This is a genomic window from Pseudomonas sichuanensis, from assembly GCF_003231305.1.
Taxonomy (GTDB): domain Bacteria; phylum Pseudomonadota; class Gammaproteobacteria; order Pseudomonadales; family Pseudomonadaceae; genus Aquipseudomonas; species Aquipseudomonas sichuanensis.
Map to the genome: position 1 here is coordinate 121,584 of NZ_QKVM01000004.1, position 12,956 is coordinate 134,539.

General features: G+C 64.3%; 12 protein-coding genes. 4 read left to right on the forward strand and 8 right to left on the reverse strand.

The features are described 5' to 3' along the window. Positions 1 to 37: 37 nt before the first annotated feature. From choV to DM373_RS03555, 3 genes are all read right to left on the reverse strand, one after another. Positions 38 to 1,216, reverse strand: a complete 1,179-nt coding sequence (choV, locus tag DM373_RS03545) for a choline ABC transporter ATP-binding protein (protein WP_110992250.1) — start codon at positions 1,214 to 1,216, stop codon at positions 38 to 40. Next, on the reverse strand, positions 1,213 to 2,061 hold the full coding sequence (choW, locus tag DM373_RS03550; RefSeq protein ID WP_178125776.1) for a choline ABC transporter permease subunit: 849 nt from the start codon (positions 2,059 to 2,061) through the stop codon (positions 1,213 to 1,215). The genes choV and choW overlap by 4 nt, the downstream gene beginning before the upstream one ends. Before the next feature lie 81 nt (positions 2,062 to 2,142). Further along, a complete protein-coding gene (locus DM373_RS03555; protein WP_110992252.1) occupies positions 2,143 to 3,090 on the reverse strand; it encodes a choline ABC transporter substrate-binding protein in 948 nt (315 codons plus the stop codon). Positions 3,091 to 3,533: 443 nt separating this feature from the next. Here DM373_RS03555 and DM373_RS03560 point away from each other — a divergent pair, with 443 nt between their 5' ends. Beyond that, positions 3,534 to 4,910, forward strand: coding sequence for an L-serine ammonia-lyase (locus tag DM373_RS03560; protein ID WP_110992253.1), 1,377 nt, complete (start codon positions 3,534 to 3,536; stop codon positions 4,908 to 4,910). Between the two features lie 389 nt (positions 4,911 to 5,299). Next, a complete protein-coding gene (gene gbdR, locus DM373_RS03565; protein WP_110992254.1) occupies positions 5,300 to 6,406 on the forward strand; it encodes a choline metabolism transcriptional regulator GbdR in 1,107 nt (368 codons plus the stop codon). 118 nt (positions 6,407 to 6,524) lie between these two features. Here gbdR and DM373_RS03570 read toward each other — a convergent pair whose 3' ends face one another. From DM373_RS03570 to choX, 5 genes are all read right to left on the reverse strand, one after another. Then, a complete protein-coding gene (locus DM373_RS03570; protein ID WP_110992255.1) occupies positions 6,525 to 6,782 on the reverse strand; it encodes a hypothetical protein in 258 nt (85 codons plus the stop codon). 348 nt (positions 6,783 to 7,130) lie between these two features. After that, positions 7,131 to 7,601, reverse strand: a complete 471-nt coding sequence (locus tag DM373_RS03575) for a thioesterase family protein (RefSeq protein ID WP_110992256.1) — start codon at positions 7,599 to 7,601, stop codon at positions 7,131 to 7,133. A 10-nt stretch (positions 7,602 to 7,611) separates the two neighbouring features. Beyond that, positions 7,612 to 8,577, reverse strand: coding sequence for an L-carnitine dehydrogenase (locus DM373_RS03580; RefSeq protein WP_110992257.1), 966 nt, complete (start codon positions 8,575 to 8,577; stop codon positions 7,612 to 7,614). Positions 8,578 to 8,723: 146 nt separating this feature from the next. Then, a complete protein-coding gene (cdhC, locus tag DM373_RS03585; protein WP_110992258.1) occupies positions 8,724 to 9,611 on the reverse strand; it encodes a 3-dehydrocarnitine:acetyl-CoA trimethylamine transferase CdhC in 888 nt (295 codons plus the stop codon). Positions 9,612 to 9,713: 102 nt separating this feature from the next. Further along, positions 9,714 to 10,658, reverse strand: a complete 945-nt coding sequence (choX, locus tag DM373_RS03590; RefSeq protein WP_110992259.1) for a choline ABC transporter substrate-binding protein — start codon at positions 10,656 to 10,658, stop codon at positions 9,714 to 9,716. A gap of 146 nt (positions 10,659 to 10,804) precedes the next feature. Between choX and DM373_RS03595 the strand changes: the two genes are divergently transcribed. Both DM373_RS03595 and DM373_RS03600 read left to right on the forward strand, forming a co-directional pair. Then, positions 10,805 to 11,770, forward strand: coding sequence for a GlxA family transcriptional regulator (locus DM373_RS03595; protein WP_110992260.1), 966 nt, complete (start codon positions 10,805 to 10,807; stop codon positions 11,768 to 11,770). 76 nt (positions 11,771 to 11,846) lie between these two features. After that, positions 11,847 to 12,935, forward strand: a complete 1,089-nt coding sequence (locus DM373_RS03600; RefSeq protein WP_110992261.1) for a metallophosphoesterase — start codon at positions 11,847 to 11,849, stop codon at positions 12,933 to 12,935. Positions 12,936 to 12,956 lie beyond the last annotated feature (21 nt).

Genomic DNA, 12,956 nt, shown 5'->3' on the forward strand with positions numbered 1-12,956 from the left:
TTTACCCGCGAAGGGCCGCACAGCGGCCCCAATTGCATCACCCGTGGGTCTTGCCCAACAACGCGTGATACAGCTCTGTATCCCCCAGAATCCCCACCAGCTTGTCGTTCTCCTGCAGCACCAGCTTGTTGCCGGTCTGGTAACGAATCTGCAGCGCGTCGCGCATGCCGATGTCGGCGTGCACCACGGTCGGCCGGCGATCCAGCCCTTCCACCGCTTGCCCCGGCACCCAGTTCTGCATGTCCAGCCCGTTCTGCCCCTGGCGTGCGCGCTTGATCGAGTTGCCTTCGCCCAGGTCCAGCCACGAGTCGCCGCCCGGGTCCAGGCACACCGAGCCGTTGACCCGTTTGCACTTGTCCAGGGTGCGCATCAGGCTGCGGCCGCATAGCACGTTCAGCGGGTTGGTGTGGGCGACGAAGGTGCGCACGTACTCGTCGGCCGGGTTCAGCACGATCTCCTCGGGCTTGCTGTACTGGATGATCCGACCGTCCTTCATGATGGCGATACGGCTGCCCAGCTTCAGGGCTTCGTCCAGGTCGTGGCTGACGAACACGATGGTCTTGCTGAGTTTGCTTTGCAGGGCCAGCAGCTCATCCTGCAAACCCTGGCGGATCAGCGGGTCGAGGGCCGAGAACGGTTCGTCCATCAGCAGGATGTCGGCGTCCATCGCCAGCGCCCGGGCCAGGCCCACGCGCTGCTGCATGCCGCCGGAGAGCTCGTCGGGCTTCTTGTTGCGCCATTGGGTCAGGCCCACCAGCTCCAGCTTCTCGTCCACCAGCTTGCGCCGTTCCTTCTCCGGGCGGCCCTGCATTTCCAGGCCGAAACTGATGTTCTCGCGCACCGTCAGCCAAGGCATCAGGGCGAACTTCTGGAACACCATGGCGATGCGTTTGGTGCGCATCATCTTCAGCTCTGCGGGGGTGCAGTGGGCGATGTCGATGTGCTTGCCTTCGTGCTCGACGAACAGCTTGCCGCGGCTGACGGTGTTCAGGCCATTGATGCAGCGCAGCAGGCTCGACTTGCCCGAGCCGGACAGGCCCATGAGCACGCAGATCTCGCCCTTGTTGATGTCCAGGTTGGCCTTCTCGACACCGACCACCAGGCCGGTCTGTTTGAGGATCTGTTCGCGGGTCTTGCCTTCGTCCAGCAGCGACAGCGCCTCGCGCGGCTTGCTCGAGAAGATGACGTCGACGTCTTCGAAACGAATGATGCTCATGCCTCACCCCTTACCGGCAGTTCCGGTTGCTTGCAGATACGGTCCAGCATGATCGCCAGCAGCACGATCGCCAGGCCCGCTTCGAAGCCGAGCGAGATATCGGCGGTGTTCAGTGCGTTGACCACAGGTTTGCCCAGGCCGTCGGCGCCCACCAGGGCGGCGATCACCACCATCGACAGCGACAGCATGATGCATTGCGTCACGCCGGCGGCGATGCTCGGCATGGCGTGGGGCAGTTCGATGCGGGTCAGCAGTTGGCGGCGCGAGCAGCCGAAGGCCTTGCCGGCGTCGAGCAGCTCCTGCGGCACGTCGCAGATGCCCAGGTAAGTGAGGCGGATGGGCGCGGCGATGGCGAACACCACCGTCGAGATCAGCCCCGGCACCACGCCCAGGCCGAACAGGGTCAGCGTGGGGATCAGGTAGACGAAGGTGGGCACGGTCTGCATCAGGTCCAGCACCGGGCGCATGCCGGTGTAGAACATCGGCTTGTGTGCGGCGACGATGCCCAGCGGCACGCCGATGGCCACGCACACCACGGTGGCGAAGCTCACTTGTGCCAGGGTTTCCATGGTTTCCTGCCAGTACCCCAGGTTAAGGATCAGCAGGAACGACAGGGCGACGAATACGGTAAGGGCCCATTTGCGCTGGATCAGGTGCGCGAGGGCGGCGAACAGGGCGATGAGCACGAACGGGTTGAACCAGGTCAGGGCGCCGGTGACCCCATGGATCATGAATTCCAGGCCCTTGGCGATGGCGTCGAAGTAATCGGCGCCATTCTGGGTCAACCATTCGACGAATGAGGCGATGTACTGCCCCAGGGGTATTTTCTGATCGATAAGCATGATAGCGAGCTTCCACCTGCAAAGATTGAAATCAGTTCGGGGTGGGCACGGTCCCACCCCGCGGTGTTGCCATAGCGCCTTGCGTTATTGCGTCAGTTTGGCCTTGGCCGCCTCAAGGCCGGGTTTGCCATCCACGGTCGTCACCCCTGCCAGCCAGGTGTCGAGCACTTGCGGGTTGTTCTTCAGCCACGCCTTGGCGGCTGCGTCGGCTTTCATCTTGTCGTCCAGGACCTTGCCCATCAGCTCGCTTTCCATGTCGAGGGTGAACGACAGATTCTTCAACAGCTGGCCCACGTTGCTGCATTCCTGCGCATAGCCTTTGCGGGTGTTGGTCAGCACGGTGGCCTTGCCGAAGTCCGGGCCGAAGAACTCATCGCCGCCGGTGAGGTACTTCATGGCGAAGCGCTTGTTCATCGGGTGCGGTTCCCAGCCCAGGAACACCACCGCCTCACCCCGTTTCTGCGCCCGGTCGACCTGCGACAGCATGCCCGCCTCGCTGGACTGCACCAGCTTGAAGCCGGCGGTCTTGAGGCCGAAGGCGTCCTTGTCGATCATGCTCTGGATGGTGCGGTTGCCGTCGTTGCCTGGCTCGATGCCGTAGATCTTGCCTTCGAGTTCCTTCTTGAACTTGGGGATGTCGCTGAAGTCCTTCAGGCCCTTGTCATACAGCGCCTGGGGCACCGCCAGGGTGTACTTGGCGTTCTCCAGGTTGGCGCGCACGGTTTCGACGGTACCGGCATCGCGGTACTGCTTGATGTCGTTTTCCATGGTCGGCATCCAGTTGCCGAGGAATACGTCGAGGTCCTTGCCCCCGGCCAGCGACTTGTAGGTCACCGGCACCGAGATCATGTTGGTGTGGGTCTTGTACCCCAGGGCCTCGAGCACCACGCTGGTCATCGCGGTGGTCACGGTGATGTCGGTCCAGCCGACGTCGGAGAACCGTACCGTCTGGCACTGTTCGGGTTCTGCAGCCTGGGCCAGCAATGGAGCGGACAACATCGCAACCAGCAACAGCGAGGGTGAAGCTTTCATAGGTGGACTCCTGTGATTTTATCTTCGGGTTCGCGGGGGCCGTCGGCGCTTTCTAGGGTGCCGATCGGCCAGGCCTGCAGAGGGCAGGATGCGAGGCCGTGCAAAACGAGTCGCTTTCGATAATCCTCCAGCGTTCGGCAATCGCCTACTGGTGGCGTCGTATCCAGTACAGGACGGGTCGCATCCAGTAAGGGCAATGTCGCAACTGGATTTTTCCACCCCCGCGCCCGGGTTTTTACGCCGTCCGAGCGCTGCAGAACGGCGCGAACCGGACCGGATCAGTGCGGCGCAGGCGGACAAAAGTACGTCGGTTGCAGACGGCGAGGGGGTGGGTAAAAGCCCGATGATGCGAGCATTCCAAGGCGGCTCGACGTTTCAGCCTAGCAGTTGCACAAGGCGGCGTTTGGCGCGACCAGGCAAGCCCATCAAGAGGTGAAGCGACAATGGCCATCAGCGTGTTCGACCTGTTCAAGATCGGTGTCGGGCCTTCCAGCTCCCACACCGTCGGCCCCATGCGCGCCGGCGCCCTGTTCGTCCAGGGCCTGCGCCAACGCGGCGAGCTGGATCAGGTGCGGCGTATCGAAGTGCGGCTGTATGGCTCGCTGTCGGCCACCGGGGTCGGGCACGGCACCGACAGCGCCACGATCATGGGCCTGATGGGCGAATGGCCCGACGCCATCGACCCGTCCCAGATCACCCCACGCATCGCCGACCTGCGCGAAACCGGCGTGCTCAAGCTCGACAACCGCCTGCCCATCGAATTCGTCTGGGCCCGCGACATGCTGCTGCTGGACGAGAACCTGCCGTATCACCCCAACGCCATGACCCTGGTGGCCGAAGGTGAGGGCGGCGAACTGCACCGCGACACCTACTACTCGGTGGGCGGCGGTTTCGTGGTCGATGCCGCCCAGGCCGCCAGCGGCGTGCTGGACGCCGACCAGACCGTGCTGCCCTACGATTTCAACAGCGCCGCCGAGCTGCTGCGCCTGTGCAAGCAAAACGACCTGCGCGTGTCGCAATTGATGCTGGCCAACGAAAAGGTCTGGCGCAGCGAAGAGGAGATTCGCGCCGGCCTGCTCAAGCTCTGGAGCGCCATGCAGGAGTGCGTGAGCAATGGCCTCAAGCACGAGGGAACCTTGCCCGGCGGGCTCAATGTGCGCCGCCGCGCCGCCAAGCTGCACCGCAGCCTGCAGGAGATCGGCAAACCCAACGTCATCGGCTCGACCATGAGCGCCATGGAGTGGGTCAACCTGTTCGCCCTGGCGGTCAACGAAGAGAATGCCGCCGGCGGGCGCATGGTGACCGCGCCCACCAACGGCGCGGCGGGGATCATCCCGGCCGTGCTGCACTACTACATGCGTTTCTCCGACGTGGTGGACGAGTCCAACGTTGTCGACTTCTTCCTCGGTGCGGCGGCAGTCGGCATCCTGTGCAAGAAGAACGCTTCGATTTCCGGCGCCGAAGTCGGCTGCCAGGGCGAGGTCGGCTCGGCCTGCGCCATGGCCGCAGCGGGCCTGGCCGAGGTGCTCGGGGCCACCCCGGCGCAGTTGGAGAACGCCGCCGAGATCGCCCTGGAACACAACCTCGGGCTGACCTGCGACCCGGTCGGTGGCCTGGTCCAGGTGCCCTGCATCGAGCGCAACGCCATTGCTGCGGTAAAAGCGATCAACGCCGTGCAGATGGCCCTGCGCGGCGACGGTGAACACTTCATCTCCCTCGACCAGGTGATCCGCACCATGCGTGACACCGGCGCCGACATGCACGACAAGTACAAGGAAACCTCGCGCGGGGGCCTCGCGGTCAGTGCCATCGAGTGCTGATGCGCCGTTTCTGCCCGTGCCTGGCCGCTGCGCCACATTTTGGCGCAGCGGTTGTCATCTACCGGTTGTCGGCTGTCGTTACCGGTAGGGTCGTTGTCGGTGACACTCAAGTCTGTCGCATCTGGGCAAGCTACCCAGCAGTGCTACCGAATTGCTCAGCCGATTCATCCGCAGGCGCTGGCGCGCCTGTTTACGTTTAGGTCTACGCTCGATCCAGAGCCCGCTGCACACCGCTTGTCGGCGTCGTTTTTGGGTTTTATTGGATGAGCGTTCAATTTCAGGCATGCCATTTGCGTTGAGATTGGCAAAGCCCCTGCATACGAAACGGGGCCATTACAAGAACAGTGCTCGCCTGAGGCACACCCTGCATTGTGTGAGGAGAAATCGCGATGACGTCGTACACCTCCGGGACCCCAACCCAGAACCGCACAGCACCCCAGTCCATTGGTTTTCTCCTGTTGGACAACTTCACCCTCATTTCCCTGGCGTCGGCAGTCGAACCCCTGCGCATGGCCAACCAGCTGTCCGGCCGTGAGCTGTACCGCTGGCACACCCTGACCGCTGACGGCGGCCAGGTGTGGGCCAGCGATGGCCTGCAGATCACCCCCGACGCCGCCATGCACAGCGCCCCGCCGATCGACACCGTGATCGTCTGCGGCGGCGTGGGCATCCAGCGTACCGTCACCCGTGAGCACGTCACCTGGCTGCAGGCCCAGGCCCGCCAGTCGCGCCGCCTCGGTGCGGTGTGCACCGGCAGCTGGGCGCTGGCCTGTGCCGGCCTGCTCGACGGCTTCGATTGCAGCGTGCACTGGGAATGCCTGGCCGCGATGCAGGAGGCCTACCCGCGGGTGAACATGAGCACCCGCCTGTTCACCCTCGACCGCAACCGTTTCACCAGCTCCGGCGGCACCGCGCCGCTGGACATGATGCTGCACCTGATCAGCCGCGATCACGGCCGCGAACTGTCGGCGGCGATTTCCGAGATGTTCGTCTACGAGCGCATCCGCAACGAACAGGACCACCAGCGCGTGCCGCTCAAGCACATGCTCGGCACCAACCAGCCGAAACTGCAGGAAATCGTCGCGCTGATGGAGGCCAACCTGGAAGAGCCGATCGACCTCGACGAACTGGCGGTGTACGTGGCGGTTTCGCGGCGCCAGCTCGAGCGCCTGTTCCAGAAGTACCTGCACTGCTCGCCGTCGCGCTACTACCTCAAGCTGCGCTTGATTCGCGCACGGCAACTGCTCAAGCAGACGCCGATGTCGATCATCGAGGTGGCGTCGGTATGCGGCTTCGTTTCCACACCGCATTTCTCCAAGTGCTACCGCGAGTACTTCGGCATCCCGCCGCGTGACGAGCGCGTAGGCTCCAACACCACCCAGCAGGTGGCGATGATGCCGATCCCGCAGGCCATGGCCCTGTCGCCGCACAGCGGCCCGCTGGCCGCCCTGAGCCAGGCGCGCAACGAGTCGACCTTCGCCAGCGTCAGGCTCTGATTCGGCGTCGCCTTTTTCGCGGGTAAACCCGCTCCCACAGGTACTGCACCCTCTTCAAGAGTGATGCAGCACCTGTGGGAGCGGGTTTACCCGCAAAGAGGCCAATGAAAACTGAAAGTCAGGCGCGCTTGCTGTACTGCGCCAGCGCCGGCAGCAACTGCTTGTCGATGGCCTGGCGCACCGCCGGGAGAATGGTCGCGCTGCCGGTGTACATCTGCTCCACCATACCCTTGAGGGCGCGGGCATTGGGCTCGGTCAGCCCCCTTACCACCACCTCGCAGGCCTGTTCGGCGCTGGCGCCGACCGGAATGTCGAAACCTCGCGAGCGCAGTTGGCCCAGCAGGTCATCCTGATCGATCAGATCCGCATGCATCATGGCTGTTGTCCTTTGGCTGCTGTTGTTTGCGACCGATTCTGTGACCAAGCCGACAACCCGGCAAGGGCAGGCTGTCGCGATGGCCGCTTTGGCTAAGAACAGGTCGTTTACGGCTAAATCGACCAGGGCAGAAGCCAGCAAACTGAGGTCATTCACGGCACCGGGGGTTTGGTCACCCTCACTTCTCGCACAGTGGATGTTGCTCGCTCTTGGCCCCGCAAGCTCACGGCTTTGCGGGGTTATTTTTTGGCCGTCAACGCCATCGCGGGGCAAGCCCGCTCCCACGCAAGCCCGATGCAAGGCAAGCAATGCGTGGGAGCGGGCTTGCCCCGCGATGGCATGTTCCGGCTATCCAGGCAGCGCTATCACCCGGCCTGCGAACTCAGCGCCAGGCAGATCCTGCTGCTCAAGCACAATACCGCGTAGCAACTCGACACTGCGGTCCCCGAACGGCGTCGACTTCGGCCCCGCCAGGTCCACATGCAACAACATCTGTTCACTGGCCGCCAGCGCCTCGTCGAACCCCGCCCGGTGCAGGCTGTGGTACAGGTGCAGGCGCTTCTTGTCGAAACCGATGATCTGCGTCTGCACCCACACCTCGGTATCCAGCTTCACCTCGTGCAGGTAGTTGATATGCGCCTCCAGGGTGAACAGCGAATGCCCGCTCTGCCCCCGCGCATCGGCATCCAGGCCGATGCGTTCCATCAGCGCGTCGGTGGCGTAGCTGAAGATCAGCAGGTAATAGGCGTCGCGCAGGTGGCCGTTGTAGTCGACCCAGTCAGGCAGCACCTGGGTGCGGTAGGTGGTCAGTGCGGGCATCGTCGTCTCCTCAGTCGCAGAAGGCCATGCCGTGCTTGGCCTTGCTGTTCTTCACCGCTTCCAGCACTGCCAGCAGGGTGTCGTCACGGTAGCGTTCCAGCGCGGCGATGCTGCGCTCGCCCAACTGCTCCGAAGTACCGTCGACCACATCGTCGATCAACTTGTCGGTCAGCTTCGGCGCCGGCAGGTAGGTCCAGGGCAGCTGCAGCGCCGGGCCGAACTGGGCCATGAAGTGGCGCATGCCGGCATCGCCCCCGGCCAGGGTGTAGGTGAGGAAGGTACCCATGAACGACCAACGCAAGCCTGCGCCGAAGCGGATCGCGTCGTCGATCTCGCCAGTGCTGGCGACGCCGTCGTTGACCAGGTGCAGGGCTTCGCGCCACAGCGCTTCGAGCAGGCGGTCGGCGATGAACCCTGGGACTTCCTTGCGCACATGCAGCGGGCGCATGCCCAGCGCGGTGTAGATGGTCTTGGCCGCCTCGATGGCCTCGGGGCTGGTGTTGCGCCCGCCAACGATCTCCACCAACGGCAGCAGGTACACCGGGTTGAACGGGTGGCCCACCACGCAGCGTTCGGGATGGGTGGCCGACTCGTAGAATTCGCTGGGCAACAGGCCCGAGGTGCTGGAGCCGATGATCGCGTTCGGCTTGGCGGCCGCACTGACCTTGGCGTGCAGGTCGAGCTTGAGGTCCAGGCGCTCCGGCGCGCTTTCCTGGATGAAGTCGGCGTCGCGCACGCATGCTTCGATGGTGCTCACGAACTTCAGGCGGCCCTGTGCGGCGCCGGGGGCCAGGCCTTGTTTCTCCAGTGCCGGCCAGGCATTGGCGATGCGTTTGCGCAGCGCCGCCTCGGCGCCGGGCGCCGGGTCCCAGGCGATAACGTCCAGGCCGTGGGCCAGGGCGCGGGCGACCCAGCCGCTGCCGATGACGCCGCTACCCAGGGCGGCGAAGGTCTTGATATCGGTGATGAAAGGCATATCTGATCCTCACTGAAAATTTCATGGCTAGACGCAGCCCCTGTGGGAGCGGGTTTACCCGCGAACACCGGCGCAGCCGGTGCCATCCACCGCGCCGCCTGCTTCGCGGGTAAACCCGCTCCCACAGGGATTGCTACGGGCTGGCTTTATCCGCGACGCTTGAGGTTCATTTTTTCGCGGCCTTCGGCCGGGGTCAGCACGCGGCCACCGAGGCGCGAGATGATCTCCACCGCGCGCTCCACTAACTGGCCGTTGCTGGCCAGCACGCCGCGATCCAGGTACAGGTTGTCTTCCAGCCCCACCCGCACGTTGCCGCCCAGCAGCACCGCCTGGGCGGCCATCGGCATCTGCATGCGGCCGATACCGAAGCCGGCCCAGGTCACATCGGCGGGCAGGTTGTCGACCATGGCTTTCATCGTCGTGGTGTCGGCCGGTGCGCCCCACGGGATGCCCAGGCACAGCTGGAACAGCGGGTCGTGCAGCAGGCCTTCCTTGATCATCTGCTTGGCGAACCACAGGTGGCCGGTGTCGAAGATCTCCAGCTCGGCTTTCACGCCTAGCTCGGTGATGCGTTTGGCGCCGGCGCGCAGTTGCGCCGGGGTGGACACGTAGATGGCGTTGCCGTCGCCGAAGTTGAGGGTGCCGCAGTCCAGGGTGCAGATTTCCGGCAGCAGCGCCTCGACGTGGGCCAGGCGCTCCAGCGGGCCGATCAGGTCGGTGCCGGCGCCGAACTCCATGGGGGTTTCGCCCGGGCCGATCTCCAGGTCGCCACCCATGCCGGCGGTGAGGTTGACGATGATGTCCACGTCGGCTTCGCGGATGCGCTCCATCACTTCGCGGTACAGCGCCACGTCGCGGCTGAAGCGGCCGGTCTGCGGGTCGCGGACGTGGCAGTGGACCACGGTGGCGCCGGCCTTGGCGGCCTCTACGGCGGCTTCGGCGATCTGCTTGGGGGTGACTGGGACCAGGTGGCTCTTGGCGACCGTGTCGCCAGCGCCGGTGAGGGCGCAGGTGATGATGACGTCGTGGTTCATGGTGCGGATTCTCATGGTCGAGGGTTTTCGCGGGGCAAGCCCGCTCCCACGAAGGCCGTGTGCGTATGCGTGGGAGCGGGCTTGCCCCGCGACAGGGTCGGATCAGTTGGCAGTGAGCTTGAGGTTGTCGGCGGCCGGCTTGCCATCGAAGGTGGTCACACCTTCCAGCCAGCGGGCCTTGTCCTCGGGGTGGTCCTTGAGCCACTGGCGGGCCGACTCCAGCGCATCCTTGTGGTCGAGCAGCGGCTGCATCATGCGGCTCTCGTCCTCGGCGCTGAAACTGAGGTTGGTCAGCAGGCGGTGGGCGTTGGGGCAACGTTCGGCGTAGTCCGGCGCGGTCACCGTCCACACCGTAGCGCGGCCTTCATCCGGGCCGAGGGCGTCCTGGCTGTCACCCAGGTAGACCATGTCGATGTTCACGTTCATCGGGTGCGGCGCCCAGCCGAAGAACACCACCGCTTCGTTGCGCCGCACGGCGCGGTCGACCGCGGCGAGCATGCCGGCCTCGCTGGACTCGACCAGCTGGAACTTGCCCAGGTCGAACTGGTTCTTGGCGATCATCGCCTTGATCTGGGTATTGGCGCCGGAACCCGGCTCGATGCCGTAGATCTTGCCGCCCAGCTCTTTCTGGAACTTGTGGATGTCGGCGAACGTCTTCAAACCCTTGTCGGCGAGGTATTTGGGTACCGCCAGGGTAGCGCGGGCATCCTCCAGGCTTGGTTTGTCGAGCACCTTGACCTGGCTGGCCGCCACGAACGGGGTGATGGTCTGGGTCATGATCGGGTTCCAGTAACCCAGGAACATGTCCAGGCGCTTGTCGCGGATGCCGGCGAAGATGATCTGCTGCGAGGCGCTGGTCTGCTTGGTCTGGTAGCCCAGGCCATCGAGCAGCACCTGAGCCATGGCGCTGGTGGCGATCACGTCGGTCCAGTTGACCACGCCCAGACGCACGTCCTTGCAGGCGGCGGGTTCGGCGGCGAACAGGGGGGTAGCTACGGTGGTGCTGAGCGCGAGGGACAACAGGCTGCGGCGGATAAAGCGTTGCATGGTGGCTCTCCATCGGCAGTGCATATTGTTATGGGTTCCGGCCTCTGCGGGCCGTGAGAACACGCTACGCTGGTGACGGGCCGGGAAATCGCACCCTGGCGACCAACACTTGCACGCAGGCGACCACTTTTTGTGGGGAGCATGGGATGTCGGAAACGCTGCATTTCCTCTTGTTGCCGGGCTTCTCGGCCATGGGCTTCATCAGCGCCATCGAGCCGCTGCGGGTGGCCAATCGCTTTCGTGGCGCGCTGTACCAGTGGCGCGTGCTCAGCCTCGATGGCGGGGCGGTGCAGGCCAGCAACGGCATGTCGGTGAATGCCGATGGCGCGCTGGGTGAAGGCGAGCAGGTACGCCTGCTGCTGGTGGTGGCCGGCTTCGAGCCGCTTGCCTGCTTTGGGCCGGTACTGCAGCAGGCGCTGCGCCGTCTCGACCATGACGGTGTGGTGCTGGGCGGCATCGACACGGGCGCCATGGTGCTGGCCGAGGCGGGCCTGCTCGATGGCTACCGCGCCACCCTGCACTGGGAGGCACTGGAGGCCTTCAAGGAGCGTTATCCGCGCCTGCAGGCGACCCAGGAGTTGTTCGAACTCGATCGCCGGCGCATCACCTGCGCCGGCGGCACCGCGTCCATCGACCTGATGCTCGACCTGATCGCCCAGGCCCATGGCAGCGAGCTGGCGGTGCAGGTGTCCGAGCAGTTCGTGCTTGGCCGCATTCGCCCGCGCCAGGACCACCAGCGCATGCAGATCGCCAGCCGCTATGGGTTGCGCAACAAGAAGCTGGTGAAGGTGATTGGCGAAATGGAGCGCAACACTGAGCTGCCGCTCAACACCCAGGTGCTGGCCGAGGCGATACAGGTCACCCGGCGCCAGTTGGAGCGGCTGTTCCGCCTGCACCTGGACGACACACCCAGTGGTTTCTACCTGCGTTTGCGCCTGGACAAGGCCCGGCAGCTGTTGCGCCAGACCGACATGAGTGTGCTGGAAGTGGCGGTTGCCTGCGGCTTCGAGTCGTCGTCGTACTTTACCCGCTGCTACCGGGCGCGCTTCGAGCGGTGCCCGCGGCAGGACCGCCAAGTGGCGGGCGCCGATTACCGCCCGCTGAACGCCTAGGGCGGACTTCCCGATTATTGTCAGACCGATAGTTCACTAGCGTAGGCAATCCATTAACGAACCAAGGATTGTCACGATGTCTCCTACGCATGGATTCAGCAAATACCTGTTCAGTTCGCTGGCGCTTGCCTCGATGCTGGCGCCCTGGCAGGCCCATGCCGCTGTACCAGGTTGTGAAAGCACCAGCACCGATCTGTATCAGGACTACTACCAGCCCGGCTGGAACCAGCCGGCCGACTACCCCGATGGCCGGCAGAAGATGATCATCGCCTCCGACTCCCAGGCGTTCCGTTACATGAGCCAGCGTTTCGATGAGTACGTCGAGGAGATCGACTCGGACGGCTGGCACAAGACCGCGCCTGTCTACGAGGCAATCGCCCGCGAGCGTGAGGTTCCCTACCATGTGCCGGTGGTGGTCAACGGCGACATCACCGAATACGGCCATGGCAACGAACGCTCGGCGATGCAGGTGATGTTCCGCAAGATGGCCGCCGGTGTTGGCGGCCCGCTGCTGCTGCCAGGGCTGGGCAACCATGACTACGAGAACAACGTCGACGATTGCAGCAACAATGGCTGCGCCCGTGATGCCGTTTGCGATCACATTGCCTGGGTTAAGGCCATGGATCCGGTCAACGATTTCGACTATCGCTACCAGAACGACACACACTCGGGCTCGCTGTCCTACTCGGTCACCGTGGGCCGTGTGCGGATCATCCAGTTGAACAACGAACCGACCTATGAACGCCAGTGGAGCACCGGTGGCGGATGGAGCCTGAAACCCAAGCGCCATTTCAACATCACCCGCTCGCTGGAGTGGTTGAAAGGCCAGCTTGAGGACGCCACCGCCCGGGGCGAGGTGGTCATCGTCAACATGCACATCTCGGAATACTGGGTGGACGAGGAGCAACGTTACCGGGAAGTGCCGAAACTGCTGGAAGCCCATAACGTCGCCGCAGTGTTTTCCGGTCACCTGCACTCGAACGCAGGCAAGTACTACAGCGGCTTCGGCAAGGTTCCGCACTTCAAGGCCGGCGCCTTGAACGCGGGTACCTACCTGCGCCTGACCTTCGACTGGAACAGGCAGCAGTTGCAGGTCGATGTGGTGAGCATGGATGGGTACTTCGACGAAAGCACGGTGATTGACCTGAACCGTCGCGGCGCCTGATCAAACCTTCGCGGGGCAGGC

Coding starts and splice junctions, on each gene's coding strand:
- choV (WP_110992250.1), bottom strand. CDS start 1,216: ATGAGCATCATTCGTTTCGAAGACGTCGACGTCATCTTCTCGAGCAAG.
- DM373_RS03555 (WP_110992252.1), bottom strand. CDS start 3,090: ATGAAAGCTTCACCCTCGCTGTTGCTGGTTGCGATGTTGTCCGCTCCA.
- DM373_RS03560 (WP_110992253.1), top strand. CDS start 3,534: ATGGCCATCAGCGTGTTCGACCTGTTCAAGATCGGTGTCGGGCCTTCC.
- gbdR (WP_110992254.1), top strand. CDS start 5,300: ATGACGTCGTACACCTCCGGGACCCCAACCCAGAACCGCACAGCACCC.
- DM373_RS03570 (WP_110992255.1), bottom strand. CDS start 6,782: ATGATGCATGCGGATCTGATCGATCAGGATGACCTGCTGGGCCAACTG.
- DM373_RS03575 (WP_110992256.1), bottom strand. CDS start 7,601: ATGCCCGCACTGACCACCTACCGCACCCAGGTGCTGCCTGACTGGGTC.
- DM373_RS03580 (WP_110992257.1), bottom strand. CDS start 8,577: ATGCCTTTCATCACCGATATCAAGACCTTCGCCGCCCTGGGTAGCGGC.
- cdhC (WP_110992258.1), bottom strand. CDS start 9,611: ATGAACCACGACGTCATCATCACCTGCGCCCTCACCGGCGCTGGCGAC.
- choX (WP_110992259.1), bottom strand. CDS start 10,658: ATGCAACGCTTTATCCGCCGCAGCCTGTTGTCCCTCGCGCTCAGCACC.
- DM373_RS03595 (WP_110992260.1), top strand. CDS start 10,805: ATGTCGGAAACGCTGCATTTCCTCTTGTTGCCGGGCTTCTCGGCCATG.
- DM373_RS03600 (WP_110992261.1), top strand. CDS start 11,847: ATGTCTCCTACGCATGGATTCAGCAAATACCTGTTCAGTTCGCTGGCG.